This window comes from Halalkaliarchaeum sp. AArc-CO (genome assembly GCF_024972735.1).
GTDB lineage: Archaea > Halobacteriota > Halobacteria > Halobacteriales > Haloferacaceae > Halalkaliarchaeum.
On sequence record NZ_CP087723.1, the window covers coordinates 1008385 to 1033109 of the forward strand.

Here is a 24725-nt window from a genome sequence, read left to right on the forward strand (position 1 = left end):
AGGAAACCGCCGGACTTTATACGGCCCATTAATTCTGAACGGCTGATGCGGGGGCAGCAATGAGTCGCGACGAGGCGACGTTCGTAGAGTACGGTATCGACGATAAACCACCCCTTTCCACTTCTCTCGGTCTCGGAGTCCAGCATTACCTCACGATGGTGGGGGCTAACATCGCAGTCCCGCTGTTGCTCGCGGGGGCACTGGGGATGCCCCAGGAACTGTGGGGGCGATTCATCGGTACCTTCTTCGTGGTCTCGGGGATCGCGACGCTCGCCCAGACCACGTTCGGGAACAGGTACCCGATCGTTCAGGGTGCGCCGTTTTCCCTCCTTGCACCGGCGCTTGCGGTGATCGGGGTCGCACAGGCCACCGGTCACGACTGGAACGGAGCGTTGCTCCAACTCCAGGGGGCGATCGTCGCCGCCGCGATGGTCGAGGTAGCGGTCGGCTACTTCGGACTGGTGGGGAAGGTCCGGGAGTATCTCTCCCCGGTCGTGATCGCGCCGACGATCGCGCTGATCGGGCTGGCGCTGTTCGACGCCCCGCAGGTGTCGACTGCGACTCAGGACTGGTGGCTGCTGGGGCTTACCCTCGTGTTGATCGTCGGGTTCTCACAGTACCTCGACGCGGCACACCGGGCGTTCCGGCTTTATCCGGTCGTCCTCGGGATCGTCGGGGCGTATCTCGTCGCGCTGGCGCTTTCGGTGACGGGACACTACGCGCCCGGCATGCCGGGATACGTCGAACACGGCATCGATGTCTGGATGGAAGGCGGCCTCGTGATGGCGATCTACCCGCTGCAGTGGGGGACCGCGATCGGGTTCGAAACCGCCTTCATCATCGGGATGCTCGCCGGGATCGCTGCCTCGATAATCGAAAGCCTGGGCGACTACTACGCGGTCGCCCGCCTGTCGGGCTCGGCCGCGCCCAGCGCAAAGCGGATCAACCACGGCATCGGCATGGAGGGACTCATGAACGTCTTCTCCGGACTGATGGGGACCGGTGGATCGACTTCCTACTCCGAGAACATTGGCGCGATCGGCCTCACGGGTGTCGCCTCGCGCTACGTCGTGCAGGTGGGTGCGGCGGTGATGCTCGTGGTCGGATTCCTCGGCCCGTTCGGCAACCTGATTCGGACGATCCCGGATCCGATCGTCGGAGGGCTGTACGTCGCGATGTTCGGGCAGATCGTCGCTGTCGGGCTGGCGAACCTGAAACACGTCGATCTCGAATCACAGCGCAACCTCTTCGTGGTCGGACTCGCCATGTTCACCGGGCTCGCAGTTCCCGCCTACATGGACAACGTCGGCGACGTCGAGGCGCTCCAGCAGGGAATGGCCGAAGTGACGCTTTTGGGCCCGGTTCTCGGGACGGAGGCTATCTCGACGACGATCTTCGTGATTGGCTCGACCGGTATGGCAGTCGGCGGGCTGGTTGCCCTCCTGCTCGACAATACCATCGAGGGAACCCGCGAGGAGCGCGGCCTCGAGGAGTGGGAGAAGACCGCGGAAACCGACTCACAGTTCGTTTCCGCGTACGATCGGTTCGTCCGCAGCAACGATTGACCGCGGACTGTCGATGCTCCTCCGTCAGTCTCGCCCCCTGTTTCGCTCTCGCCCCCTGTTTCGCTCTCGCCCCCTGTTTCGCTCTCGCCCCCTGTTTCGATCTCATCCCCTGTTTCGATCTCGTCCCGATTTCGATCTCGTCCCCGGATTCTTTCTTTGCGGGGTGTGTACCCGACTACTATGAGTCGGCTCGACTTGCCGCAGATCGGTCTCGGTACGTCCGGAAACGACGAGTTCGAGGAGTGTGCCGAGACGGTAAGAGCGGCCCTGGATGTGGGGTATCGTCACGTCGACACCGCCCAGATGTACGACAACGAGGCTGCCGTCGGCGAGGGAATCCGCCGGAGCGACGTCGACCGGGAGGCGGTCACGATCGCGACGAAGATCCACCCGGACAACCTCGCGTACGAGGACGTCTTGAAAACTGCCGAGGAGAGCCTCGACCGGCTCGGTGTCGACGCGGTCGATCTCCTGTACGTCCACTGGCCGATCTCCGCGTACGACCCGTCCGAGACACTCCAGGCCTTCGACGAACTCGTCGAGGAAGGGGTCGTCGATCACGTCGGCGTCTCGAACTTCTCTCCCTCGCTCGTCGAGGAGGCCCAACAGCACCTGGAGGCTCCGATCGTCGCCAACCAGGTCGAGTGCCATCCCCTGTTGCCACAGCAGACCCTCCGGGCACACGCCCACGAACACGGCTACGAACTCGTCGGCTACTCCCCACTGGGGCAAGGGGAACTGCTCGAGGAACCGCTGCTGTCGGAAATCGCTGCGGAGTACGACGCGACGCCGGCACAGATCGCGCTGTCGTGGGCGATCGCCAGGGGCGTGACCCCGATCCCGAAAGGTCGAGGCGATCATCTCCGTGAAAATCTCGCGTCGGTTGGGCTCGATTTGCGTGCTGCCGACGTCGCCCGGATCGACGAACTCGACCAGCGGACCCGGTTCGTCGATCCCGACGCCGCTCCGTGGAACGAGGGATCGTAACGTCGATCCCCGACGCGGGTCCGTCGGTCCCCACAACCTATACGTCAGCGCCCCCATCCTGTACCTGAATGTGCGGTAGGGAACTGCTCGCGGAGGCGTCCGCCGCCGCCGAGTTTTCGTTCGACCCCCATGAGGTCGAGATCCGAGATGGCGGCGTTCTCGAGCGTCTGTCCCCAGTGGTCAGAGAGTGGTGGATCGACCAGTTCGGGGAGTACGTTCCACGAAACGGGGGGTTTTTCACCCCGCCCCAGCGCGAGGCGATTCCGCTGATCGAAGACGGGACGAACGTGCTGGTGGCCGCCCCGACCGGGAGCGGAAAAACTCTCGCCTCCTTTACCGCGATCATCGACGAACTGTACCGGCGAGACCGAACGAACGGGCTCGAAAACGCCGTTTACTGTCTGTACGTTTCTCCGCTGAAATCGCTCGCGAACGACGTCCACCGCAATCTTACCGTCCCGCTTTCGGGGATCACCGAGCGACTCGAGGAACGGGGAATCGACGCGGAGATCAGACACGCAATCAGACACGGCGACACCGACGACCGGGAACGCCAGCGGATGCTCGAGGAGACGCCCCACATCCTCAACACCACCCCGGAGACGCTCGCGATCCTGCTCAACGCGCCGAAGTTCAGGGAGAGGCTCCGACACGTCGAGTACGTGATCGTCGACGAAATCCACAGTCTCGCAGACAACAAACGCGGCACTCATCTGTCGGTGTCGCTCGAACGACTCGAGGACCTCGCGGACGTCTCCCTCACCCGGATCGGCTGTTCGGCGACCGTCGAACCGCTCTCGGCGATGGCGGAGTTCCTGGTGGGATGCGAGTTCGACTCGGCGTCCGGGGGTGGTTCGATGGTTCCTCGAGACTACGAGATCGTCGACACGCGATTCGTGCGCGACTTCGACCTCCAGCTGGAGTGCCCCACGCACGACCTCATCGGCGAGTCGAGGGACGTCGTCACGGACCGCTTTTACGACCGACTCGACGAACTGGTCGACTCGCACACGAATACGCTGGTGTTTACCAACACGCGGTCGGGCGCAGAACGGGTCCTCCACAACCTGCGAGAACGGTTCGACGCCTACGACGAGAACAACTCCGGCTGCCATCACGGTTCCATCTCGAAGGATCGCAGACAGTCGATCGAACGCAAACTCAAGGAGGGGGAACTCGACGTCGTCACGACCTCGACGAGCCTCGAACTCGGCATCGACATGCCGCATCTCGATCTCGTCGTTCAGGTGGGCTCCCCCAAATCCGTCGCGGCGCTGCTCCAGCGAGTCGGCCGTGCCGGCCACCGTCTCGGTGAAACCGTCGAGGGACGGGTGATCGCGCTCGAGCGAGACGAACTCGTCGAGTGTGCGGTGATGCTCCGGAAGGCAGAGGAAGGGTTCGTCGACCGGGTGTTCGTCCCGGAGAACCCCCTCGATGTCGCCGCCCAGCACGTGTACGGGATGGCGATCGCCGGGGTCCGTCCCGAAGCGGATCTGAAGGAAACGCTCCGGCGGGCCTACCCGTATCGGGAGCTTGACGACGCCGACTGGGAGCGACTGCTCCGGTATCTCACCGCCGACTACGACGGGCTCGAAGACCGGAACGTCTACGCGAAAGTCTGGCGAGATACCAACGATCCCCCCGACGGGGAGCACCATTACCCCGAATACGACGTCGGAGAGTCGCTGATCGGCAAGCGTGGTCGGCTCGCCCGGGTGATCTACATGACGAACATCGGGACGATTCCGGATTCGTTCACCTGTGGGGTGTTCACCAGGGGGGACCAAGAATGGGTCGGCGACCTCGACGAGTCGTATCTGGACACCCTCGATCCCGGCGACGTGTTCGTGCTCGGCGGGAGGCGGTTCGAATACCGGTATCGACGAGGGTCGAAAGTGTACGTCGATCCGACGTCCAACCGTCCCACTGTCCCCTCCTGGTACTCGGAACGGCTCCCGCTGTCGTACGATCTCGGCCGGGAGATTCTCGCCTTCCAGGCGGAAGCCTGCGACCGGCTCGAATCGGGCGGGCATCCCGGACTCCGAACCTGGCTCCGGGAGTTTCCTCTCGACGAAAACAGCGTCCGGGCCCTCGCCCGGACCTACGACCAACAGCGCCGGTATGCCGGGATCGAAAGCGTCGCCACGCCGGAACGGATGGTCGTCGAGGAGGTCCGCGACCGCGACCGGTATCGCCGGCACTACCACGTCCACTCGATCTACGGCCGACGGTTCAACGACGGGCTCTCCAGGCTCGTGGCCCATCGCTGTTCCCGGCGCGCGACGACGAACGTCCAGGTGGCCGTCGCCGACAACGGCTTCACCGTCTCGATGCCGCTGAACCGCCGGGTCGACGTCGCGGACGTGCTCTGCGATCTCGATCCCGGCGACGCTCCGGGGGACCTCAGGGAGGCGCTTTCGGCAACCGATCTCCTGGAGCGGTACTTCCGGATCAACGCCACCCGGTCGCTGATGGTGCTCAAAAACTACAAGGGCCACGAGAAATCCGCCGCCAGACAGCAAGTCTCCGCGGAGATGCTCCTGTCTTTCGCGCGGGATCTCGAGGACTTCGCCGTCCTGGAGGAGACGTACCGGGAGATCATGGAGGACAAACTCGATCTGGCCGGGATCCGTGAGGTTCTGAAATCGATCCAGTCGGGAGATATCGAAGTCGAAACCTGCCGGCTCGACGCCCCGTCACCTCGAGCGTTCGGGCTGGCGACGCTCTCTGCCAGCGACGTCGTGCTCGCGGAAGACGAGTCGGCGGTTCTCCGGGAGTTTCACGAGCGTGTTCGAGCTGAGATCGGAGAATCGAACGGCGAGAGATCCTTCGATCCAGCCGGCGACGGCGACGCGTGATACTGATTGTGAGTTCCGACGCGAACGACCCCCGAGTCACACCGCCTCCGGCTTGTACTCGCCGAACTCTTCCCGGAGGACGTCGCTTATCTCCTGGACGGTGGCGTACGCTTTCACCGCCTCGAGGATCGGCGGCAGCACGTTCTCCTCGCCCCTCGCCGCGTCCCGAACGTGTGCGAGCGCGGCGTCGACTGCCTCGTCGTCGCGATCGCTTTTCACCTCCTGCAGCCGCCGGCGCTGGCGACGTTCGTCCGCCTCGGACACCTCCTCGAGTTTGATTTCCGGATCCTGGTCGTCGACGATGTACTCGTTTACCCCAACGATCACGCGCTCGCCGGTTTCGATCTCGCGCTGGCGCTCGTAGGCGACGTCCTGGATCTGCCGCTGGACCCACTGGCTCTCGATCGCATCGAGCATCCCGCCCCGCTCGTCGACCTCTTCGATGAGTTCCCGTGCCTCCGATTCGATCTGGTCGGTCAGCGACTCGACGTAGTAGGATCCCGCGAGCGGATCGATCGTGTCGGCGACCCCCGACTCGTGGGCGAGGATCTGCTGGGTCCGGAGGGCGGTCCGCACGGACTGTTCGGTCGGCAGCGCGAGCGCCTCGTCTTTCCCGTTGGTGTGCAGCGACTGTGTACCTCCCAGGACCGCGGCCATCGCCTGGTAGGCGACCCTGACGACGTTGTTCTCGATCTGCTGGGCGGTCAGCGTCGAGCCGCCGGTCTGGGTGTGGAACCGCAATTGCTTCGAGGCAGGCTTCTCGGCGTCGAACCGCTCGTCCACCAGTCGCGCCCACAGCCGGCGGGCGGCGCGGAACTTCGCGGCCTCCTCGAAGACGTTGTTGTGCGCGTTGAAGAAAAACGACAGTTGCGGGGCGAACTCGTCGACCTCGAGTCCGGCGTCGATCGCCGCCTCGACGTACTCGATCCCGTTTCCGAGAGTGAACGCTACCTCCTGGGCGGCCGTCGAGCCGGCCTCACGGATATGGTATCCAGAAATCGAGATGGTGTTGAATTTCGGGGTCTCCTCGGCACAGAACGCAAAGAGGTCGGTGATCAGCCGCATCGACGGCTTCGGCGGATAAATAAAGAGGTTTCGGGCGACGTACTCTTTCAGGATATCGTTTTGAACGGTCCCCCGGAGCTGTTCCCGTGGAACACCCTGACGGTCACCGATCGCGACGTACATTGCAAGCAGGATCGGCGCCGGCGCGTTGATCGTCATGGACGTCGACACCTCGTCGAGGGGGATCCCGTCGAACACCGTCTCGAAGTCCTCGAGAGTATCGATGGCGACTCCGGATCGGCCGACCTCCCCCTGTGCCATCTCGGCGTCGGAGTCGTAACCCATCTGCGTGGGCAGGTCGAACGCCATCGACAGCCCCGAGGAGCCCTGCTCGATGAGATACTGGAACCGTTCGTTCGTCTCGCGGGCGGTCCCCATTCCCGCGTACTGGCGCATCGTCCATAGCCGCCCGCGATGCATCGTGGAGTAGACGCCGCGTGTAAACGGCTCTTCGCCGGGGAACCCGAGATCCTCCTCGTAATCGACACCCTCGATATCGGTGGGGGTGTACAGTCGTTGTACCTCCTCGCCCCCGGTGTCGGTCGCGAACGCCTCCTTGCGTTCCCCGAACCGTTCCAGCGTCGGCGAGAGGGTCTCTTCCTCCCAGGCCTCCTTCGCCGAGCGGATCCGTTCGAGCTCCTCGGGGTCGAACATACCCGAAGGATCACCGGGGACGAACTTAAGGGTTGAAGGCGACGGACCGAAAGACACCTGTATGACCCATCGATCCGACACACTCGAGTCGTTCCTCCAAGCGACTGCTCCCGAACCGACGCCCCTCCAGCGGGAGATGGCGGAGACGGCAACCGAGCTCTCGTTTCCGATCGTCGGCCCCGTCGCCGGCGCCGTGCTCGCCCAGGTCACGCGCCTGACTGATGCCGATCGGGTTTTCGAGTTCGGTTCGGGGTTCGGCTACTCGGCGACGTGGTTCGTTCGCGGTGGTGCAACGGACGTCGTCTGCACCGAATTCGACGAGGACGAGGTCCAGCTCGGCCGGGAGCTCGTCGCCGACGCGGGTCTCGACGAGCGGATCACCTTCGAGTACGGCGACGCAATGGAAACGGTGACACAGTACGACGGGCCGTTCGACGCGGTACTCATCGACCACCAGAAACACCGGTACGTGGACGCCTACGACGCAGTCAAGCCAACGCTCTCCGACTCAGCAGTCGTCGTTGCCGACAACGTGGTCCGGGGACCGTTGGACTTCGAGACGCTTGCGGCACACTTCAGCGACGGCACCCCGTTACCGAGCCAGGAGGAGGACGAAGGAACCTGGGGAATTGGCACCTATCTGAACCGGGTGAGAGAAGACGACGATTCCGAGACGGTGCTCCTTCCTGTTGGATCGGGGCTTGCGGTGTCGACCGTCACTCGGTGATCACCGACGATCGGCGCCGACGTGCGGCTCCGGCATGAGGTCCTCGAACGGCTGGTCGCCGAGCCACTCCAGAAGCGCGACCAGCTGGTCGGTCGCCGCCTCGAACAGCTGTTTCCCTTTTTCAGGGGTCGCGTCCGTCTGGTCGCCGAAGACGCCGTTTTTCGAGTTGTCGATCGCGTCGTAGAACGTTCGGGCGCCGAACTTCCGTGAATCCGTGTCTTCGAGGTCGACGACGCCGCCGTCGCGTGCGTCGAGGAGCCTGTCTTCGTCGACCAGTTCGCGTGCGACGTGCATGATCATCGACGTCTCCTTTGGCCCGCCGTGGGGCCCCGGATGCTCGAACAGCTCCTCGACGAGGTCCGGGATCGATTCGTTCCACATCCACTCGATTGCGTACGCCGTCCGGTCCTCACGGAGTCGCCTGCCGACCTCCCGGAGCGGTTCCACGTTGCCGCCGTGTGCGTTGACGAATACGACTCGGTCGATTCCGTGATACGTCAGGCTTCGGGTGAGGCTCTCGACGTAGGATCGGAATGCGGGCGGATCGACCCACAGGGTGCCGTCGAACTGACGGTGGTGGGAACTCACGCCGACGTCGACGGTCGGAGTACAGACGTGACCGGTTCGCTCGGTCGCTGCCCGAGCGAGCGACTCCGCGATGAGGTGGTCGGTCGCGAGCGGCAGGTGGGGTCCGTGCTGTTCGGTCGATCCGAGCGGAACCACTGCGAGGGTCTCCCCTGCCATCTCTTCGTTCAACTCGGGCCAGGTCCGGTCCGCGAGGTACATGGTCGTCAATCCGGCCGGGGCACCATCAATTGCGGCGGTTCGGGACGGGTTCGCCGGCAGGCGGGCGCTGCTTTCGGACGGCTTCGCCAATCTTTTGCTCCGTGGGCCCGACCGTGCGGGTATGTTTGGAGGCGGCGGGATGAACCCGCGAAAGATGAAACAGATGATGAAGCAGATGGGTATCGACGTCACCGAGCTCGATGCCACCGAGGTGGTCATCCGTACCGAAGGCGGGGAAGATCTCGTCTTCGACGCGCCGCAGGTCACGCGGATGGACGCCCAGGGACAGCAGACCTACCAGATCGTCGGGGAACCCACCCGACGGGATGCGACGGCGGTTCCGGGGGAGGAAGCCGAGACTGCCGATACTGAAGAGGAAGATACAGACGACGGCGGCATTCCGGACTCGGACGTCGAGATCGTCGCCGCACGAGCCGGCGTTCCCGAATCGGCTGCCCGCGAGGCTCTGGAGGCAGAGGACGGCGATCTGGCGGCCGCGATCAACCGGCTGGAGTAGGCGGCAGTGTTCCTGCTCGTCCACGACGACAGGGAGTACCTCCGCGCCCCCGGCGAGGAGCTTCAGACCGATCTCGGCGTGTTGACGGTCCCCGAGGACGTCGAGTCGGGCGACGCCCTCGAGACCCATCTCGGAACGACCTTCCACGTCAGAGAGCTCCGCGGCCCGGATCTGTTCGACCACCTGGATCGGACGGGAGCGCCGATGATGCCTCGGGACATCGGTCTCCTGATCGGCCACACCGGTGCTGCGGCGGGCGATCGGGTGCTCGACGCCGGCACTGGAACGGGGATTCTGGCGGCGTATCTCGGGCGGATCGGTGCCGAGGTGACGACCTACGAGCGTGACCCGGAGTTCGCACAGCAGGCGCGGGAGAACATGGACGTCGCCGGCGTCACCGACTGCGTCGACGTTCGGACCGGCGACCTGACCGACGAACTCGACGAACTGATCGTGACGGTCGACGCCGGCGACCGGGAGCGGTTCGACCTGCTCACGCTCGACACCGCGGACGCGGCGGCGATCGTCGGACGGGCGCCCGAGCTACTCGTTCCCGGCGGCTTCCTCGCGGTCTACTCGCCGTTCGTCGAACACACTCGCGAGGTGGTCGAAGCGGCCCGCGAGGCGGAGCTTTCGGAGATCGAGACGTTCGAGACGATCCAGCGTCGGATGCAGTTCGACGATCGGGGATCGCGTCCGAACACAGCCGGCGTCGGTCACACCGGATATCTAACGTTCGCTCGCCGCCTTTTTTGAGATCGTCCGGTTCGGGCGGCCGCTCGACGGCGGTCGGATCTCGCCGCCGGAAGCTACCGTTCGAGAATCCGCAACGCCGCTCCTCCCAGTAACCGGAGGGGTCGAACGAGGTAGTAGATCGGATGGAAGGGACCGGAGAGCGGGAGCAACCGATACTCCGGGAGACTGGGATGGAGCGGCCCGGATCGGATCAACGACCCGAACGTCTCGACGGGAGAGTCACTTGCTTTCGCGTTGTATCGGATCCGCTCGAACCCTCCGGGTCGGGTCGTTCGCCCCCGAGCCAGATCCGACACGATTTCTTCGATCAGCCTCCGGGATCGGCCATCCGCCCGGAGCCGTCGGTCGACGGACACGGGGAGGTCGATGTCCCACAGTGCATTCGCGAGCCCGGCTCCGAGGAGAAATTTTCGCTCGAGTCGGTGCGTTTGCGCCCGCTGTAACAGCTCATCCCACGGGGCGGGCGTCCGCACGACTGTCCACGCGAAGTCGGCGATCCACTTCAGCAGGTGCCAGCGGTGTTTCGTGCCGTGAAACGCCAGAACCAGCAGCCGATCGATCGGATCCAGTGTGGGGAGTTCAGTTCCCGAGAGGTGGATCGTGTCCCGACGGCTCCAGAGCGCTTCGAAATCCAGTGGAAACGGACGATCCATGTCGCCGACGTGCCACCGGATTTCCACGGTAGTTTCCTCTCGCTGGAGCTGGTACTCGTTGACGATCGGCATCGTGAACCTCCCTCCGAGGAGAGCGACATCGCCTTTTCGCGGGAGCGATCCCTCCCAGGAGTACCCTCTCTCTTCGAGGAGGTCGATGGCTCGAGTGACGTCTTCCCTGTGAACGACGACATCGAGATCACCGTACTCGCGAAGTGACACATCGCCATACGTAAACGCCGCCAACACCGGCCCCTTGAACGGAAGCGCCCGGAGTCCTTCCTCCTCGAACCCGATGAGGATCTGTCGGAGTTCGTCCGTGTCTCGGAGGGTTCGAATGGCGTTCGAACGAACCCGGTTTCGCAGTTTTTCTTCGACGCTCTCGGGAACCTCGATGCCTCCCAGGCTGCTGTCGGCGGACTGTCTGAGTCGCCGGTGCACGAGCGGTGCGACCCCGTGATCCGTTGTGAGGGCCAGGAACCGGCCCCAGTCCAGTTCCGACGGGGGCTGTAACCGCGGCGGTCCGGGACCGTCTTCTGTCGGCTCTTTCGGCGGCCGTGTACAGTGGACGAGCAGTTCGACAGCAGGCAACACGTCCGGCCCACGATCTGACGAGCTTTCATCGCGCGTGTCGAGTCTCGGAAGTGCCGTCCCCGTCACGGACGCTCACCGAGATTTCGTTCCCCCCGGACGCCGAGGTCATTTTCCACGAGGGCTATCACGTCCGAAAACACGTCCAGCCGTCGTCGACGCCGGAGCCGTTTGACCGGAACTGATTTTGCGAGCGAAACCGCTCGCGTGAAGTTTTCACGGGCGTAGTCGCTCTCCTGGTGGAGGCTGACCGTGTACGTGTTCTCGATCAGTTCCAGTACCTGTTCGCTTGCAGGGGCCGGGGCGATCTCTTCGCGTTGGGCGTCCTCGAGGAGGTAAATACGCCGGAGCGGTACCGCCTCGACCGGCTGTTTGTGGCAAAGCCCGTAGAAGTGTCGATCCCGGGACTCACAGATGTTCTCTGGCGGATCGACCGAAAGACCGAATCGCTCGACCGTGGCCGGTTCCAGCTTTATGGAGGGGAACCCGCTATGGACCGTCGGCTCGTCCACCCGTTCGATCGCTGCCACGTCGTCGCTGAGGACCCGATGTCCGGCCGCCAGAAACGCGGTGGCGGTGGTCGTCTTCCCCTGTCCGGAGGTTCCAGCGAAGACGACAGCACCGTCACCGATCTCGACTGCACTGGCGTGCAAGACGAAGAACCCCCGCTGGTGCAACAGGTGGTTGAACGCCGGTCCCACTACGACGTGACGAACGATCTCTCCGTGGACATGGTCCAGCGAATCCACGACGATCTCGCGACCATCCCGTATCAGTACACTCGCGACCTCGTAGGTGAGGCGGTAGTCCCCCTCTGGAGTCACGGACACCGCACCGTTTTCTCCACCGTTGTTCTGCACACTTCCGCGCCGTACGACCACGTCCGGGTCGTCGTGGTCCGATCCGTCACCAGGGGCTAGCTCCGGAAGCGGGATCTCCGATACGACGGAGAGTCCGAACGCCTCGTAGCTGTTCGTCCGACGGAGAGTCATGCTCTCGTCCCGGGATCGAGGAGCGTCCGAGTCGACACGTCCGCTACGGTGATGGACAGCCCCGTAACTGCCGCCGTGATCTGGCGCCCTGTACTGCCGTCGACGTTCATATCTTCAGCCTGGAGACTGGGACCCATTAGTATGGAGTCGCTATCAGGGAGGGACGATAGCGCCAGCGGCGGATTTCGCTCGGGAGTCGCGCATCCAGCCGAGCTCGACCCTGCTGAAGCAGGGGTCGGCCGGTACTGTGCGTGCTCGTTCGACACGCGCTCCAGAAATGACTTCGGCCGAGTCAGTCCGTCCGCCCGTTATCGTGGCTGTCGTAGCCCGTTACCGGATGGACAAGCCGCCGACGATCCAACGGAGGATCCCGCCGACGAGCCCGCCGACCGACAACTCGCTACGACAGCCTGTTCGAGTCGCTAATATTCTTCGTCGTGGCCGTAATGTTCGTCTTGCGTCAGTTCTTCGACTTTCCCGTGGGTTTCGACTTTCGGCGGTTGGTAGTCTTTCATGGGTGTGGCACCCGGCTATTTTTTGTTCAGTGCCGGTATTGTTATAACTCGCTTAGCGAACGTTTCACGCGATACTCGTCGATTGTGGTCGCGATAATTCGGCGTGTACGTCGTTAATCGCCGGTTATCGGGGACCCAATTCGATCCTTCCGGGACTGCCGTCTCGTCTGTCGGGGTACCCGGATCAAAACAGGGACTGGAACCGTCGATCTGCATCCCTCTCCGTCAGAATCCGGTACTCAGCGAGGTCGTCGAGCTCACCGATCAGGACGGAACCGTCCCGTTCGATCCACGCGTGAGCGTGGAATTCGCCGTGTTTTCTGGTTACGCCGAGTTTGAGTTCTGCCCGGTGGCCGTTCGCCTCGAGCAGCGCTTTTCCGACGATCGCTTTCATCAGACACGTCGGCGAGAACGGTGCCCGGCGGTGTACGGCCTCCACAGCAGCCGCGATCGCGCCGGGGGCGACCTGCCGGAAAGGAGGGGCCCTGGCTGCGACGGGCTCGACGATCCGACGTGTCGCGTCCCATCGGAGAACCGGAAGCAGTAGCCTCGTCGAGGACAAAAGCACCGCTGCTGTCGCTATCAGCGTCCTCGATGGCCGATCTGTCTCACTTTGAATATTCATCCACTGTTTCGAGAAGACCCGTGTCGCCCAGTTCACGGAGGAACTGGAGGACGTCCTCTTCGCAGCGCTCGGGCTCGACGTCGTAGGTTTCCGCGACCGATCGTTGTATCTCGCGTACTCTCGTCGGCTCTTGAATCGACTCCCAGATCTCCGGTCCGGTCCCTGTGAGGCTCTGGTAGCTTCCCTCCTCCTCGTTGTACACCACCACTTCGTCGTCGAGAGTCGTGGCGAGCGAACTGTCGTTTGCGACCACGAGGGAGTCGGGAGTGAGATTCGTCATGGCGATATAAACGAATAGAGGTCCGATAGTTATCCGGTGGTTACCGAGCGTCCGTTCCCCTGCAGACCGAGTCGATCATTCGGTCACGTCCACGACCGTCGCCGCAGCACGCGAGCGCAGCGTCTCCGGATCGATCGGGAACACGGCTTCCGGCGTCCCCGCGGCGGCGTACACCGTATCGAACTCTGCCAGGGCCGGATCGAACAGGACGGGCACCTCCGTGTCGTGGCAGATCGGTGGGACGCCCCCGATCGACCAGCCGATCTCGTCGGCGACGCGGCCGGGATCGGCCATCGTCGTTCTTTCGGATGAGGCGTCGAAGCGGTCGGCGACGGCTGCGAGATCGACCCGGTTGGCACCGCTTGTGATCGCGACTACCAGGTCGCCGTCGGCGTCGACGACGATGCTGCTCGCGATCTGAGCGACGTCACACTCGAGTGCTTCGGCGGCGTCGGCTGCCGTTTTGGTTCCTTCCGGGAACTCCAGTACGTCGATATCGAGTCCGTATTTCTCCTTCGCCCGGTCGACGAACGCCTCGACACGTGAATGCATGACACTTGCCTGTTTCGTGTGTGGGTGAAATTCTTTTTGAACTCTGGGATACGTTTTTCCCTTCTTCAACCGAGTGTAGGTCGTACGGACGAGCCACCATGGTCGAATCGTACAATCCCCAGTTCGAATACGACGGGCTCCCGGTCGTTTGTGCGGCGGTGACGGCGATCGTTCTCGGCGCGGTTGCGATCCTGGTCGTCGGGCGACCAGCGTGGATTCTACCGATCGGCTTCCTGTCGGGCGCCGTCGCCGCGATGACGGGTGAGTTTTCCGGGGTCCCCGCGAACAACGGACTGCTCGGGGTCGTAATTGCGCTGTTCCCGATCTACGGGTACGCCGTGATCTATCGGCTCTCCGTGACTCCCGCTACCGGCGGTGACGCCGCCTTTTTCAGTGTCGTGTTCGCCGTCCTCGATATCGTCGTTTACGGCCCATTGATGCTTCTCATGGCATATCTCGGCGGTATTGTAGTCGACTCACTCCGACGACGGCTCGAGGCACCCCTGGGATATTGATGTACTGGCGGATCTCTGAAGGCCGACACCGCTCCTCGATCACGACGTCGATCGAATCAACCGCAGCAGCTCCGATCGATCGGCTTCCGGATCCAGGTACTCAGCAAGCGCTTCCGCGTCGTTTTCGTCGGTTCGACTCCTGGACCCCGTCCCGACTCTGTCACCGTCGTCGCCGATCAGTTCTCTCGGATACGCTCCCCCAGCAAGAATGTATTCCCGATCTCCGGGACGGACTGCGAGGGCTGCACGGGCGGCGACGTCGACGCCGAGGCCCGGTACCGGGACAATTGCGTCGAACTGGGTCATCCTGGCCAACGTACCCCTGATTTCGAGCGTTCGTCTCCCCGTCCGGCTCACCGATTCGAACCCCCGCTCGTGGAGTTTTCGTTCGAAGGCAGCCATCGCGTTCGACTCCACGATCCTGGTCAGGACGGTGGACGTCGACGTTCGTGGAGTAAGACGGAGTCGTGAGACGACGTAAAATCGCCAAACAGTGTCGGCATTCGATCCAATCGATTCTCGGATCCGTCGTCGTCGCGTTTCGTCCTCGTAGACGATCGTGTGTGCGTTGACGGCAATTGGGCCGGCCTGGAACGGTCGCTCGGTTCGATCTTCGATGGGCCGCCAGCCCTCGAGAAGTGCTTCCGGCACTCTCGGCGCCGGTACGTCCATGTTCCCGCGAAACGCGCCACAGTACTTCAGTGTTCGCCGAGCCACGCGTCCGTGATCCGGAGCCGTCCGCGCGTGCCGTCCCATTCGGTCTGGTATTCGAGTCGGATCGGTCGCTCCATGTGCGGGGCGTCGGTCACCAGCGTCTCGAACTCGCCACCCTCGCCCAGCACGTGAACGCCGTATTCCTCGTTGAGTTCCTGCAACTCTGCGAGCGCAGCCGCATCGAGTGTCCGTCCGAGCCAGGATTCGTCGAGTCCGTAGGCGGCCACCTGCACGATCGTGATCTCGAAGCCGGCGTCGATCATCGCCTCGCCGAGTGCGACCGGATCCCGCTGCCACAGCGGTGCAAAGAGCTCGATCCCCAGTCGGTTACACAGTCCGTCGATCCGGCTGGTCTGGTACTCGCTTTCGACGGCGCCTGCCGTTACCCCGACGAGTTCACAGTCGAGTTCCGTCCGGAGCTCCCGGATTGCGGCCTCGAGCGGTTCGATCTCCCGGTCGCCCTGTGCGCCGGAATCGGTCGCCGCATCCGTCCCGAACGCCCCGGGCTCGACGTCGACGAGCGGGAGCCCGATGCTCTCGGCGGCGAGTTCGGCCAGCCGAGTCGCCGGGACGTGGTACATGTACGAATCGCCCTCCGGATGGACCGTGAGCAGGTGGGTCACGTTCAACCCTTCCTCGAGCGCCCGGTACAGCGCCCACGAGGAGTCTTTTCCGCCCGAAAAGAGGCTCACCCAGCACCCGGTCGCGTCGACCTCGTCGCCGCCGTCGTCGGCCATACCTCCGTTTGCAGGCCGACACCCAAGGCGGTTCCGGGTCGCCCCTGTCTTCGGCACCGAAACGGCTGACCGTCTCGTCACCGATCGAGATACTCCTGCTGAACCGCGACTACGTCCGTCGAGTCATCGCAGGCGGCGTACCTCCGAAGTGGCTCCTCGTTGAGTTCGAGGAACGTCTCCCCCCAGGTGAACTTCGAGAGGATTTCCTCGGCGTGGTGGCGATCGCCGAGAATGACGAGCGCAGCCGCGAGCGCCTCGACGGTGGTGAGCCTGAGCGGACGTCCGAAGTTGACGGGGTTTGCAGCCACGAGATACGGCAGCGCCCGGTGTTCTCCCGGCAACGTGAACCGGGCCTCGCCGGCCGATTCCCAGGAACAGTCGAGCGCGATCAGGGCGCCGCTTTCGACGGTCTCGGCGTCGGACGGCGAGAGCGCCCGCTCGGCGTGAGGGTTCAAAACGACCCCGTACGGCGTCGCCCGGTCCGAGCGGTGAAGTGTCGCGAGATCGAACCGGGCGAGTTTCCGGGCCGTACATTTCTCTGGGTCGTCGTCGCCCTCGTACCGGACGTGGAGTTCCACGTTACAGCTACCCGGTCGACGTTCAAAAGGGGATCGCTCACGGTGGATTAAAGGCGGCGCCCGCCACACTCCGAGCATGGACGCCGCCGACGACGGGACGACGGTCGCTCGACCTACGGACGGTTCCGACCGCGATACGGTCGCAAGCTATTATGCGGCGATCGACGCTCACGACTACGATCGGCTCGCCTCCCTCCTCGCGTCGTCGTTCGTCCACTACCGTCCGGATCGTACCCTCGACGGTCGCGAGACGTTCGTGAGATTCATGCGGGAGGATCGCCCGATGACCGAGACGACTCACGAGATCGATGCGATCTACCCGAACGGGCACGGAGTCGCAGCCCAGGGACGATTGCTGGACGCCGCCGGCGAGGAGCTGTTCGCGTTCGTCGACGTGTTTTCGATCGACGGCGAGGGCCGTATCGAGACGCTGTACACGTACACCAGGTGAGTGACCCGGGCGCTACGGGGTGGTTATTTCACCGCCACTGGGCGGTCACTTCAACAGCTCGCGGGCGATGGTGTTCCGCAGGACTTCGCTCGTTCCCTCGTAGATCTCGTTGAGTTTGGCGTCCCGATAGTATCGCTCCACCGGGAAGTCGGCGGTGTAGCCGTAGCCGCCGTGGATCTGGATCGCCTCGTTTGCGACCTCCCGGGAGACCTCGCTGGCGTGCAGTTTCGCCTGGGCGGCCTCCTTGATGTACGGCTCGCCGCGCTCTTTCAAGTCGGCAGCCTTGTGCATCAGTAGTTTGGCGGTCTGGACTTTGGTGTCCATGTCGGCGAGTTTGTGCTGAATCGCCTGGAACTGTGAGATCGGCTGGTCGAACTGTTCGCGATCCTGAGCGTATGCGGTCGCGTCCTCGAGCGCCGCCCGGGCGATTCCGACGCTGCGGGCGGCGATCGTGATCCGGCCGGCGTTGAGCGTCTTCAGTGCCTGGATGAAGCCGTCCCCCTCCTCGCCCAGCAGTCGCGACTCTGGAACGTACAGCCCGTCGAACCGGAGTTCGGCGGTTGGACAGCCCTTGTCGCCGAGTTTCTTTTCGGTCCCCTCGACGTGGAAGCCGTCGTCCTCCTCGGGCCGCACGACGAACGAGGAGATCCCCCGGTTTCCGGCGTCCGGATCGGTCTTCGCGAAGACGACCACGGTGTCCGCGACCGAGCCGTTGGAGATCCACAGCTTCTCCCCGTCGATCAGATAGCCGTCGCCGTGGGGTTCGGCTGTCGTCGTCATCGCCGGGACGTCCGAGCCGGCGCCGGCCTCCGAGAGCGCGAACGCGCCGATGTCTTCGCCCATGTTCAGCGGCGTCAGGAACGTCTCCTTCTGCTCGCCGTCTCCGAACTCGAACAGCATGTTGCCCGCAAGTGACGTGTGTGCTGCGACGATCGTCCCGACGCCGCCGGAGCCGCGGGCAATCTCCTCCAGGCCGATCGCGTACGAGTGATAGTCCAGCCCAGCGCCACCGTACTCTTCGGGGAACGGCATTCCCATCAGGCCGAGTTCCGCCATCTCGTCTATCAGGTCGGCCGGGAACTCGTCGTCCTCGTCGATCTCGTCGGCGATCGGGACGATCTCTTCGTCGACGAACTCCGAAACCATGTCGCGGATCTGACGCTGTTCCGCGGAGAGTGAAAGCTCCATACTCGAACGTCACCCGCGTCGGATTTAGTCGTTATCACATAAACGTTGATGAACGTCCCCGTCCAGGGATCGTTCTTGCGGTTCATCCGGCGTGCACGTGCCACGACACTTTTTAGCCCTGACGCAGTACGTATCCGTATCCTAATGATCGGAGACCCCCGTTCGCCCGGCACGCCCGACCTCGAGTGGTGTTTCGAGGCGGTTCAGGGAGTGTCACGAACGTTTGCGTTGACCGTGGACGTACTGGACGAACCGATGGAAACACACATCTGTCTCGGCTATCTCCTCTGTCGCGTCGCAGACACCGTCGAGGACGCGGGCCACATCCCACCCGACGAGCAGGCGGAACTACTCCGGCTGTACGGTCGAGCGGTCGACCCGGAAGATCCCACCGAGATGGTGACGTTCAGGGAGGCAGTCGACGAGTATCTCCCGGGACCGACAGAGCGAAACGACGACTGGGTCGTGGTGGCTCACTCGCCGACGGTCGCCGCGACGTTCGAGGAGTTGCCGTCGGACGTCCGGAGCGCGATCGTTCCGCCCGTGCTCGAACTGGTCGACGGCATGGCGATGTTCGTCGAACGCCACGCCGACAACGGCGGGCTCCGGATCACCGATCGAGCCGAACTGGAGGAGTACTGTTACTACGCCGCCGGGACGGTCGGCAACCTCATCACAAACCTCCTTACCCGGGGCGATCTGACCGACGAACGGGCCGCCAGGCTCTACGACACCGCCGAGGAGTTCGGACTGCTGTTGCAGCTCGTCAACGTCTCGAAGGACGTCTACGACGATTACACCGAAGAGAACAACGTGTATCTCCCCGCGGAGTGGCTGGAGGACGAAGGGGTTCCACAGGAGGAGGTAATCGAGCCGGAACACCGCGAGAGTACCGCCGCAGTCGTCGAGCGCACGACCGAGTACGCCCGGTCGTTCCTCGATGACGCACAGACGTATCTGGAGACGATGCCGTTGTCCCACGGCAACACAGTCGCAGCCTGGGGAGTCCCCTATCTCCTTGCAGTCGGGACCCTCCGGGAGGTCGGCAGCCGTCCAGAGGACGCGGTGCGCGATGCGGACGTGAAGGTGTCGAGACAGGAAGTGTTCGCGGTGATCACCGAGATGACCGACGACAGCCGGGAATCACTTTCCCACCTCCGGGATATCATCTCCCGACAGCCGTATCATCGGGCAATCTCGACCGCCGATTGACCGTTTCTTCTGTTCCAACCCCATCCAACCCGAAACGGTCCGACCGACGAGCTGTCACTCGTTTTGTTTCTCGCGCCACGCGTTCAGATACGGCCGGTCACGGCTGTCCGACGGCACCGTCGTGAACCACTGTGCGTCCGAGATCTCCCCGTCCGGATCGTCGATCACCGTTCGTTCGTTTCTCGCTAGCGCCTCGAAGATCGGCATGACCCCCCACGTCTCGTGGGCGTCGCTTTCGATTTCGACGGTCACGAGCAGAGCCAACCCGTCGTACTCCGCCTCGATGCCCGCCTCCTCGGCGAGTTCACGTCTCGCTGCTTCCCGAAACGTCTCGTCGCGGGCCACCTCGCCCCCGGGGAGCACCCACTGGTTGATTCCGTCGTGCCGGACGAGCAGGACGTCTCCATCCTCACGATGGACAATCGTGTGTGCTCCGTACGGTGCGCCGCTGAGCCGGATCCGTTCTGCGAGCGTTCGGAACCGACGGCGGGACACTCGCCGAGACTGCCGCTTCACGAGGTAGTCGTCGTACCGCGTCCGGAGCTGGTGGGCGGCCTGTTCGGCCCGCTGGCTCGCGGTGTCGGCCAGAAACCACAGGTCGTCGATGCTCGTCATCCGTGTTCACCTCGTCGATGTCGAGCGAACGGGTGGGTCCACGGGGAATCGCCGACCGCAGTGGAGGGTCCCGTTCACGTGGTACTGTTGGCAAGACGGGGGAAAGAGTCTTCGGCGTCGAATCGCTGCCGTGACGGGGCTGTGTCGCCGTCCCGATTCCGGCGGGCTTTTTAGTTCGCCCCGGATACGACGCGTATGAGCTTCGAGAAGGAAGATCAGGTCGTCTTGAACGACAAACACAGCGAACACGACGGCGAGACGGGGACGATCACGCAGGTGATGGAGACGATGTTCGGCGATGCGACGTACACCGTGAGCTTCGAGGACGGCCAGGAGACCGGCGTCCCCGAGGAGTCGCTGGAGCCAGCCGGCGACGGAGCCGAGGGTGACGACGCCGACGCCGAAGAAACTGAAGAGTAGTTCGAACTCACTCGCGCCGGCTGTTTTCCCTCACCGTCCCGCCCACTACCAGCGCCGCCCCGATGATGACCAGGTTCTTGACGATGTACTGTCCCTCGACGGTCAACGCGTGGGGGAACGTGACGAACGCCACGTCGGGCAGCAACACCAGCGGCAGAAACGTTCCCGGCATCTGGAGGAAAAGCAAGAAGATCCCGATCCGGATCAGCGGCCGATACAGCAGACACAGCCCGATCATCACCTCCCAGACGCCCAGCACGGGAACGAATATCTCGGGCGGAACGAGGTAGACGGTCGCCGCGACGAGATCCGCAGCCGGGCTGACGCCGAACACCTTCAGGCCGCCGAACCAGACGAAGACGATCCCGAGCGCGATCCGCAACACCGGAACGCTCCAACGGTCCATCCAGGCAGCGATGTTCCTGTCGACTGCTTCCAGGCGGGTCGAGCTTCCGATCAGCCGGTCGATGCCCGACTCCAGCCGCTCGGAGACGGATGCGTCAGTCATAACGACTTGCGTAAGGGCTGGCCGGGAAAGAACCCGTCGATCCCCGGGGAGAACGGTCCACGCCGGCGGGCAAGCGGCAGCGTTTTTCCCTGGGTGTGCCTACTCGTCGGTAATGGCTTCCGTTCCGTTTCACTACGTCGACCTCAGGACGTTCTGCTACGCCACGGAGGACGAAAAGCGAGTCGAGGAGGCGCTTCGGACGTTTCTCCCCGAGGAGTTCGAGATCGATCGGGTAGAAAACGAGGGACACCACGGGGACCGGATCGTCGTTCTCTCCGCGAGAGTGGAGAACGCCGACGAGATCCGGCACGTCCTGGCTCGACTCGCGTCGCTTTCGGAAATCGATCGCGTAATCGACCAGCTCGACCAGCGCGTCGACGAGAACTGCTCGCTGTTTCTCCGCCTGGACAAACAGGCTGCATTCGGCGGGGACGTCCGGCTCGGCGAGGGGATCACGCTCCGCGCGAAGGTGGAGGCGTACCCCGCGAAGAAACCGAACGCCGTCGCGAACGCTCGAGAGGTGCTGGAGACGATCGAAGCCGACGAGTCCGGGTGACCGCCGCCGACGAATCGCCGAGCGATATTCGGACGGGAAACGCTTTTTCCCGGTGAGGGAGACGACGGGGTATGGACGCAGTGACTGCGACCACCGCGATCTCTCGACTACTGCTGCAAGCTGACGGGGGTCCGCCCGGTCGGCAGATCCTCCCGGAGTCGATCTCTGTCACGGGTATGGAGTATCTCGTCGCCCTGGTCGCGCTCGTCGCCGGGATCTACCTCTCGAAGTTTCTGCTGCGGCTGCTCGGCCGTCCGATCGCCCGGCAGTTCGCTCGCCCGAGTATCGCCCAGACGGTGCTCCGAGGAGTCCGGCTGTCCGCAATCGTGCTCACCCTGTTTTTCGCCGGCTGGCTCGCCGGCCTCACGTTTCCGGACATCGTGCTCTCGGTCGCGGTGTTCTCTGCAGTAGTGGGTATTATCCTCGCGCCGCTGGTGGGATCGATCATCAACGGGCTGTTCGTTCTCGCAGACCAGCCGTTCGAGATCGGCGACATGATCGAACTCGACGACGGCACGCAGGGGTTCGTCGAGGACATGACGATCCGGTACACCAAGATATTCACGCTGGACAACACGTTCCTCGTCATTCCGAACGCCAACATCCGGGATCGGGACGTCACCAACTACTCGGCGGAGGACGAACGAACCCGACTGTCGCTTCCGCTTTTGATTACCTACGAGTCGGATCTCTCGCAGGCACGTCAGTTGATGGAACGGGCGGCCCGGCGCTGCGACGCTGTCATCGACGGCGGCCCCGATATCCGGATCGGCTCTGCACGGTATCCCGCGTCGCCGACCTGCTACGTCGACGAGTACGCCGACGACGGTGTGTTGCTCACGCTGCGGTACTGGGCGAAAAAGCCGTACCGGCTGGTGTCGGTCCGGTCCGAGGTGCAGACGAACATCTGGGAGGCGCTCGAAGACGACGACGTCGACGTCGACGTCGCGTACCCCCACCAGCATCTCATCTTCGACGAGACCAGCGGGCGCGCGGAGGTCGCAGTCTCGGAGGCGTCCGGGCTCGATCTGTCGGACGTCGAGACCGGTCGGCCGGTCGACCCCTCCAGCGACGGCGGTTGATTCTCCCGTCCCTGACAGGGAAACCCCCGGACGACGGTCAGGGGAAGGGGTGGTACTTCCTGTCGAGTCGTGGCTCGAACCCCATCGTCTCGGGGACGGTTTTGGCCCGTTCGCCGAAGAAGGGATCACCGGTGAAAAGCGGCTGTGCCCCCGGAATCACGACGCGCACACCCTCGAACCCGAGCGCTTCTACGTCGCGAGTGGTCGTGCGTGCGGCGTACGCTTCCATCCCCGCGTTCTCGAGCCGTTCGAGAACCGCCTGTAGTTCCGGCCACCCCGAACGCTCCGGATCACCGAGCGTTCCCGCCGGGACGCTCGCGTCCGCCTCGAGAAACGCCCTCGCCTCCTTCGGGAATCCTGCGTATCGTCCGATTGCGCCCCCCTGTTCGTCGGCGCGTTCGGGGCCCATCGCGCGCAGCTCCGTCCAGTTTTGTAGCGCTTCCGAGAGCGCAGATCGGGCGGCAGCGACCGGATCCAGTCGGGCACCCGATCCGGCGGCAAACGCCGGCCAGTCGTCGGAATCCGGATCGACGGGGGCCGGACATGACGTCGGATCCCGGTGGACTGCCGCGGCGACGATCGGGACGTCGACGTCCTGGGTAACCAGAAGCATTGAGACCGAAAGGGACTCGGCTCGGGCCCGTTTCCGCAAGTCCGAGAGCTCGCCGTCGAATTCGAGTTCGAGCGGTTCGAACGTCGAGTACCACGCGAGCATCGTCGCGTCACGTTCGAGCACCTCGTACAGTCCAGAGAGGACGGCTTCGATCGTCGAATTCCCCAGCCCGAGTCCGGTGGTGATCGCCGGCTTGAGCTTTCGTTCCACGGGTGGATAGAAGACGGATTCTGCGGGTAGCCACGCCGACTCGCCGTCGACTGTGTCCTCCGTCGGTTCGGTTTCCGATACCGTGTCCGGGTCTTCGCTCGTCTCTACCTCCGTATCGGCGTTCAGCTCCGTATCGGCGTTCAGCTCCGTATCGGCGTTCAGAATGGTTCCGCGCACCCACGTGCGCGAATCGCTTTCCGTCCCCTCGTCTTTCGTCCCCTGGTCCTCCGAGGCGGTGGTCTCTCCGCCGTCCCTCTCGCGGGTCCGTTCGGGAGTGACGAACGCGTCGGGGCCGACGATCCGTCCGTCCACTTCCTCCCGAAGCGTCACGGCAGACGCGGTCCGGAACCCGTCACCTCGGTAGACGCCGGCGCAGTACCGTTCGAGTCCCTCGCCGAGCGCCTTCATGAACGCCCGGTTCCAGTCGGTGTCTGCGCCGCCGGCGAACTCGGCGGCCCTCGCGTCGCTGAACTCTCTGGTGTCGGCGGTGGCAGCGACGTAGTAGGGAATCGGGAACGACTCGCGCTCGCCGACCTGCGAGACGAGGCCGATCCGGTCGTCGACTGCCCGCTCGGCGCGGCCGAGTGCGTCTTCGAGTGACGGATCGTCTCCGTCTGCAGCCGATCTCGAGGTCGGGAGCGGTATCCGACGATCGGCGTCGCCGACCTGTGGTTCGTCAGGTCCGGTGCAGTTACAGCCCGGAACCGGCAACAGGCGTCGTTCCCGTCCGGGCTCCTCGAGGACGGTATCACCGAGGTCTTCGCCCGAAAGCGACCGGATGAGTCGGCGTGCGGCGGCGGCGCCGGCGTACCGAACCGCCGATCTGACCCCCCGGGCGGTCTCGACTGGCTCGGCGCTTCCGGCCGCAACGCGGGTCCGGAGGCAGTCGTAACAGGCACGGTCGAACAGGGTGACCGCGGCGTCGATCTCCGCGAGCGGATAGCCGCCGAGGCCGCCGATCTCGACGGCGACCCACCGATCCAGTGCCGCGTCGGCCGTTTCGAAGACGTCGTCTCCGGCGGTTCCGACCACGATCGCCCGATCGAACCCGGAAAGCAGCGACGCTTCTACGGCGAACACGTTCGCGTCCACGTCCGCGAGACCCGTCTCCGCCGCGTCCGCGGCCGGGCTGTCGCCGACTACTGCGATGTCCATGTCCCATCCACGGCCATGGAGGGCAAAAATCATCGGCATCGCCCCGAA

27 protein-coding genes are annotated in these 24725 nt (G+C 64.0%); 12 read left to right on the top strand and 15 right to left on the bottom strand.

The annotated features are described in order from the left end of the window. Positions 1-59 precede the first annotated feature (59 nt). The 3 genes from AArcCO_RS05670 (at position 60) to AArcCO_RS05680 (ending at position 5410) form a co-directional block, all read left to right on the top strand. Positions 60-1565: a uracil-xanthine permease family protein gene (locus AArcCO_RS05670; RefSeq protein ID WP_259535524.1), complete on the top strand. Its 1506-nt coding sequence runs from the start codon at positions 60-62 to the stop codon at positions 1563-1565. A 180-nt stretch (positions 1566-1745) separates the two neighbouring features. Continuing rightward, positions 1746-2552, top strand: a complete 807-nt coding sequence (locus AArcCO_RS05675; protein WP_259535526.1) for an aldo/keto reductase — start codon at positions 1746-1748, stop codon at positions 2550-2552. Between the two features lie 68 nt (positions 2553-2620). Beyond that, on the top strand, positions 2621-5410 hold the full coding sequence (locus AArcCO_RS05680) for an ATP-dependent helicase (RefSeq protein ID WP_259535528.1): 2790 nt from the start codon (positions 2621-2623) through the stop codon (positions 5408-5410). Positions 5411-5446: 36 nt separating this feature from the next. Here AArcCO_RS05680 and AArcCO_RS05685 read toward each other — a convergent pair whose 3' ends face one another. Next, complete coding sequence (locus tag AArcCO_RS05685; protein ID WP_259535529.1) at positions 5447-7129, bottom strand: acyl-CoA mutase large subunit family protein; 1683 nt, start codon at positions 7127-7129, stop codon at positions 5447-5449. A 61-nt stretch (positions 7130-7190) separates the two neighbouring features. Here AArcCO_RS05685 and AArcCO_RS05690 point away from each other — a divergent pair, with 61 nt between their 5' ends. Continuing rightward, positions 7191-7856: an O-methyltransferase gene (locus tag AArcCO_RS05690; RefSeq protein ID WP_259535531.1), complete on the top strand. Its 666-nt coding sequence runs from the start codon at positions 7191-7193 to the stop codon at positions 7854-7856. On the opposite strand, the gene AArcCO_RS05695 is transcribed toward AArcCO_RS05690, so the two are convergent. Next, positions 7857-8642: a creatininase family protein gene (locus AArcCO_RS05695; RefSeq protein ID WP_259535533.1), complete on the bottom strand. Its 786-nt coding sequence runs from the start codon at positions 8640-8642 to the stop codon at positions 7857-7859. A 121-nt stretch (positions 8643-8763) separates the two neighbouring features. Here AArcCO_RS05695 and AArcCO_RS05700 point away from each other — a divergent pair, with 121 nt between their 5' ends. Next, positions 8764-9159 (top strand): nascent polypeptide-associated complex protein, encoded by a 396-nt coding sequence (locus AArcCO_RS05700; RefSeq protein ID WP_259536533.1) that lies wholly within the window; start codon positions 8764-8766, stop codon positions 9157-9159. 6 nt (positions 9160-9165) lie between these two features. Next, positions 9166-9915 (top strand): methyltransferase domain-containing protein, encoded by a 750-nt coding sequence (locus tag AArcCO_RS05705; protein WP_259535535.1) that lies wholly within the window; start codon positions 9166-9168, stop codon positions 9913-9915. A 53-nt stretch (positions 9916-9968) separates the two neighbouring features. Here AArcCO_RS05705 and AArcCO_RS05710 read toward each other — a convergent pair whose 3' ends face one another. The 6 genes from AArcCO_RS05710 to AArcCO_RS05735 all read right to left on the bottom strand — a co-directional run bounded on the left by AArcCO_RS05710 (position 9969) and on the right by AArcCO_RS05735 (position 14123). After that, on the bottom strand, positions 9969-11162 hold the full coding sequence (locus AArcCO_RS05710) for a nucleotidyltransferase domain-containing protein (protein WP_259535537.1): 1194 nt from the start codon (positions 11160-11162) through the stop codon (positions 9969-9971). Positions 11163-11224: 62 nt separating this feature from the next. After that, positions 11225-12151 (bottom strand): serine/threonine protein kinase, encoded by a 927-nt coding sequence (locus AArcCO_RS05715; protein ID WP_259535539.1) that lies wholly within the window; start codon positions 12149-12151, stop codon positions 11225-11227. Positions 12152-12573: 422 nt separating this feature from the next. Beyond that, complete coding sequence (locus AArcCO_RS05720; RefSeq protein ID WP_259535541.1) at positions 12574-12666, bottom strand: lasso RiPP family leader peptide-containing protein; 93 nt, start codon at positions 12664-12666, stop codon at positions 12574-12576. Between the two features lie 184 nt (positions 12667-12850). Next, on the bottom strand, positions 12851-13291 hold the full coding sequence (locus AArcCO_RS05725) for a lasso peptide biosynthesis B2 protein (protein ID WP_259535543.1): 441 nt from the start codon (positions 13289-13291) through the stop codon (positions 12851-12853). Continuing rightward, entirely contained in the window at positions 13275-13571 is a 297-nt protein-coding gene (locus AArcCO_RS05730; protein WP_259535545.1) for an HPr-rel-A system PqqD family peptide chaperone, read from the bottom strand. The genes AArcCO_RS05725 and AArcCO_RS05730 overlap by 17 nt, the downstream gene beginning before the upstream one ends. Before the next feature lie 75 nt (positions 13572-13646). After that, positions 13647-14123 carry a YbaK/EbsC family protein gene (locus AArcCO_RS05735; protein WP_259535547.1) on the bottom strand — a complete coding sequence of 159 codons (477 nt, stop codon included), beginning with the start codon at positions 14121-14123 and terminating at the stop codon, positions 13647-13649. Between the two features lie 98 nt (positions 14124-14221). Between AArcCO_RS05735 and AArcCO_RS05740 the strand changes: the two genes are divergently transcribed. Further along, complete coding sequence (locus tag AArcCO_RS05740; protein ID WP_259535549.1) at positions 14222-14638, top strand: hypothetical protein; 417 nt, start codon at positions 14222-14224, stop codon at positions 14636-14638. Positions 14639-14677: 39 nt separating this feature from the next. Here AArcCO_RS05740 and AArcCO_RS05745 read toward each other — a convergent pair whose 3' ends face one another. The 3 genes from AArcCO_RS05745 to AArcCO_RS05755 all read right to left on the bottom strand — a co-directional run bounded on the left by AArcCO_RS05745 (position 14678) and on the right by AArcCO_RS05755 (position 16667). Then, a complete protein-coding gene (locus AArcCO_RS05745) occupies positions 14678-15310 on the bottom strand; it encodes a DUF6517 family protein (RefSeq protein ID WP_259535551.1) in 633 nt (210 codons plus the stop codon). 26 nt (positions 15311-15336) lie between these two features. Beyond that, the gene (locus AArcCO_RS05750; RefSeq protein WP_259535553.1) at positions 15337-16089 is read right to left on the bottom strand and encodes a diphthine--ammonia ligase; all 753 of its coding nucleotides are present in this window, start codon (positions 16087-16089) and stop codon (positions 15337-15339) included. A 77-nt stretch (positions 16090-16166) separates the two neighbouring features. Beyond that, the gene (locus AArcCO_RS05755) at positions 16167-16667 is read right to left on the bottom strand and encodes a DUF367 family protein (protein WP_259535555.1); all 501 of its coding nucleotides are present in this window, start codon (positions 16665-16667) and stop codon (positions 16167-16169) included. Between the two features lie 76 nt (positions 16668-16743). Between AArcCO_RS05755 and AArcCO_RS05760 the strand changes: the two genes are divergently transcribed. Further along, the gene (locus tag AArcCO_RS05760; RefSeq protein WP_259535557.1) at positions 16744-17118 is read left to right on the top strand and encodes a nuclear transport factor 2 family protein; all 375 of its coding nucleotides are present in this window, start codon (positions 16744-16746) and stop codon (positions 17116-17118) included. 45 nt (positions 17119-17163) lie between these two features. Here the strand turns inward: AArcCO_RS05760 and AArcCO_RS05765 are convergent, their stop codons facing one another. Next, complete coding sequence (locus AArcCO_RS05765; RefSeq protein WP_259535558.1) at positions 17164-18306, bottom strand: acyl-CoA dehydrogenase; 1143 nt, start codon at positions 18304-18306, stop codon at positions 17164-17166. 144 nt (positions 18307-18450) lie between these two features. Here AArcCO_RS05765 and AArcCO_RS05770 point away from each other — a divergent pair, with 144 nt between their 5' ends. Then, positions 18451-19518 carry a phytoene/squalene synthase family protein gene (locus AArcCO_RS05770; RefSeq protein ID WP_259535560.1) on the top strand — a complete coding sequence of 356 codons (1068 nt, stop codon included), beginning with the start codon at positions 18451-18453 and terminating at the stop codon, positions 19516-19518. 54 nt (positions 19519-19572) lie between these two features. Here the strand turns inward: AArcCO_RS05770 and AArcCO_RS05775 are convergent, their stop codons facing one another. Further along, entirely contained in the window at positions 19573-20133 is a 561-nt protein-coding gene (locus tag AArcCO_RS05775; RefSeq protein ID WP_259535562.1) for an NUDIX hydrolase, read from the bottom strand. Between the two features lie 195 nt (positions 20134-20328). Between AArcCO_RS05775 and AArcCO_RS05780 the strand changes: the two genes are divergently transcribed. Further along, positions 20329-20553 carry a DUF1918 domain-containing protein gene (locus AArcCO_RS05780; protein WP_259535564.1) on the top strand — a complete coding sequence of 75 codons (225 nt, stop codon included), beginning with the start codon at positions 20329-20331 and terminating at the stop codon, positions 20551-20553. A gap of 7 nt (positions 20554-20560) precedes the next feature. Here the strand turns inward: AArcCO_RS05780 and AArcCO_RS05785 are convergent, their stop codons facing one another. Then, positions 20561-21061, bottom strand: coding sequence for a DoxX family protein (locus AArcCO_RS05785; protein WP_259535566.1), 501 nt, complete (start codon positions 21059-21061; stop codon positions 20561-20563). 112 nt (positions 21062-21173) lie between these two features. On the opposite strand from AArcCO_RS05785, the gene AArcCO_RS05790 reads away from it, so the two are divergent. Together AArcCO_RS05790 and AArcCO_RS05795 are read left to right on the top strand one after the other, a co-directional pair. Then, on the top strand, positions 21174-21617 hold the full coding sequence (locus AArcCO_RS05790) for an RNA-binding protein (RefSeq protein WP_259535568.1): 444 nt from the start codon (positions 21174-21176) through the stop codon (positions 21615-21617). Positions 21618-21697: 80 nt separating this feature from the next. After that, positions 21698-22699: a mechanosensitive ion channel family protein gene (locus AArcCO_RS05795; RefSeq protein ID WP_259536534.1), complete on the top strand. Its 1002-nt coding sequence runs from the start codon at positions 21698-21700 to the stop codon at positions 22697-22699. 37 nt (positions 22700-22736) lie between these two features. Here AArcCO_RS05795 and AArcCO_RS05800 read toward each other — a convergent pair whose 3' ends face one another. Then, positions 22737-24677: a YcaO-like family protein gene (locus AArcCO_RS05800; protein ID WP_259535570.1), complete on the bottom strand. Its 1941-nt coding sequence runs from the start codon at positions 24675-24677 to the stop codon at positions 22737-22739. Positions 24678-24725 lie beyond the last annotated feature (48 nt).

What these genes read in the sequence shown, in the direction of transcription:
- AArcCO_RS05800 (WP_259535570.1), bottom strand. Translation starts at nt 24,677, where the DNA reads ATGGACATCGCAGTAGTCGGCGACAGCCCGGCCGCGGACGCGGCGGAG.
- AArcCO_RS05780 (WP_259535564.1), top strand. Translation starts at nt 20,329, where the DNA reads ATGAGCTTCGAGAAGGAAGATCAGGTCGTCTTGAACGACAAACACAGC.
- AArcCO_RS05770 (WP_259535560.1), top strand. Translation starts at nt 18,451, where the DNA reads ATGATCGGAGACCCCCGTTCGCCCGGCACGCCCGACCTCGAGTGGTGT.
- AArcCO_RS05750 (WP_259535553.1), bottom strand. Translation starts at nt 16,089, where the DNA reads ATGGCCGACGACGGCGGCGACGAGGTCGACGCGACCGGGTGCTGGGTG.
- AArcCO_RS05785 (WP_259535566.1), bottom strand. Translation starts at nt 21,061, where the DNA reads ATGACTGACGCATCCGTCTCCGAGCGGCTGGAGTCGGGCATCGACCGG.
- AArcCO_RS05745 (WP_259535551.1), bottom strand. Translation starts at nt 15,310, where the DNA reads ATGGACGTACCGGCGCCGAGAGTGCCGGAAGCACTTCTCGAGGGCTGG.
- AArcCO_RS05685 (WP_259535529.1), bottom strand. Translation starts at nt 7,129, where the DNA reads ATGTTCGACCCCGAGGAGCTCGAACGGATCCGCTCGGCGAAGGAGGCC.
- AArcCO_RS05715 (WP_259535539.1), bottom strand. Translation starts at nt 12,151, where the DNA reads ATGACTCTCCGTCGGACGAACAGCTACGAGGCGTTCGGACTCTCCGTC.
- AArcCO_RS05730 (WP_259535545.1), bottom strand. Translation starts at nt 13,571, where the DNA reads ATGACGAATCTCACTCCCGACTCCCTCGTGGTCGCAAACGACAGTTCG.
- AArcCO_RS05775 (WP_259535562.1), bottom strand. Translation starts at nt 20,133, where the DNA reads ATGACGAGCATCGACGACCTGTGGTTTCTGGCCGACACCGCGAGCCAG.
- AArcCO_RS05680 (WP_259535528.1), top strand. Translation starts at nt 2,621, where the DNA reads ATGTGCGGTAGGGAACTGCTCGCGGAGGCGTCCGCCGCCGCCGAGTTT.
- AArcCO_RS05790 (WP_259535568.1), top strand. Translation starts at nt 21,174, where the DNA reads ATGGCTTCCGTTCCGTTTCACTACGTCGACCTCAGGACGTTCTGCTAC.
- AArcCO_RS05695 (WP_259535533.1), bottom strand. Translation starts at nt 8,642, where the DNA reads ATGTACCTCGCGGACCGGACCTGGCCCGAGTTGAACGAAGAGATGGCA.
- AArcCO_RS05735 (WP_259535547.1), bottom strand. Translation starts at nt 14,123, where the DNA reads ATGCATTCACGTGTCGAGGCGTTCGTCGACCGGGCGAAGGAGAAATAC.
- AArcCO_RS05690 (WP_259535531.1), top strand. Translation starts at nt 7,191, where the DNA reads ATGACCCATCGATCCGACACACTCGAGTCGTTCCTCCAAGCGACTGCT.
- AArcCO_RS05740 (WP_259535549.1), top strand. Translation starts at nt 14,222, where the DNA reads ATGGTCGAATCGTACAATCCCCAGTTCGAATACGACGGGCTCCCGGTC.
- AArcCO_RS05765 (WP_259535558.1), bottom strand. Translation starts at nt 18,306, where the DNA reads ATGGAGCTTTCACTCTCCGCGGAACAGCGTCAGATCCGCGACATGGTT.
- AArcCO_RS05725 (WP_259535543.1), bottom strand. Translation starts at nt 13,291, where the DNA reads ATGAATATTCAAAGTGAGACAGATCGGCCATCGAGGACGCTGATAGCG.
- AArcCO_RS05670 (WP_259535524.1), top strand. Translation starts at nt 60, where the DNA reads ATGAGTCGCGACGAGGCGACGTTCGTAGAGTACGGTATCGACGATAAA.
- AArcCO_RS05675 (WP_259535526.1), top strand. Translation starts at nt 1,746, where the DNA reads ATGAGTCGGCTCGACTTGCCGCAGATCGGTCTCGGTACGTCCGGAAAC.
- AArcCO_RS05700 (WP_259536533.1), top strand. Translation starts at nt 8,764, where the DNA reads ATGTTTGGAGGCGGCGGGATGAACCCGCGAAAGATGAAACAGATGATG.
- AArcCO_RS05760 (WP_259535557.1), top strand. Translation starts at nt 16,744, where the DNA reads ATGGACGCCGCCGACGACGGGACGACGGTCGCTCGACCTACGGACGGT.
- AArcCO_RS05720 (WP_259535541.1), bottom strand. Translation starts at nt 12,666, where the DNA reads ATGAAAGACTACCAACCGCCGAAAGTCGAAACCCACGGGAAAGTCGAA.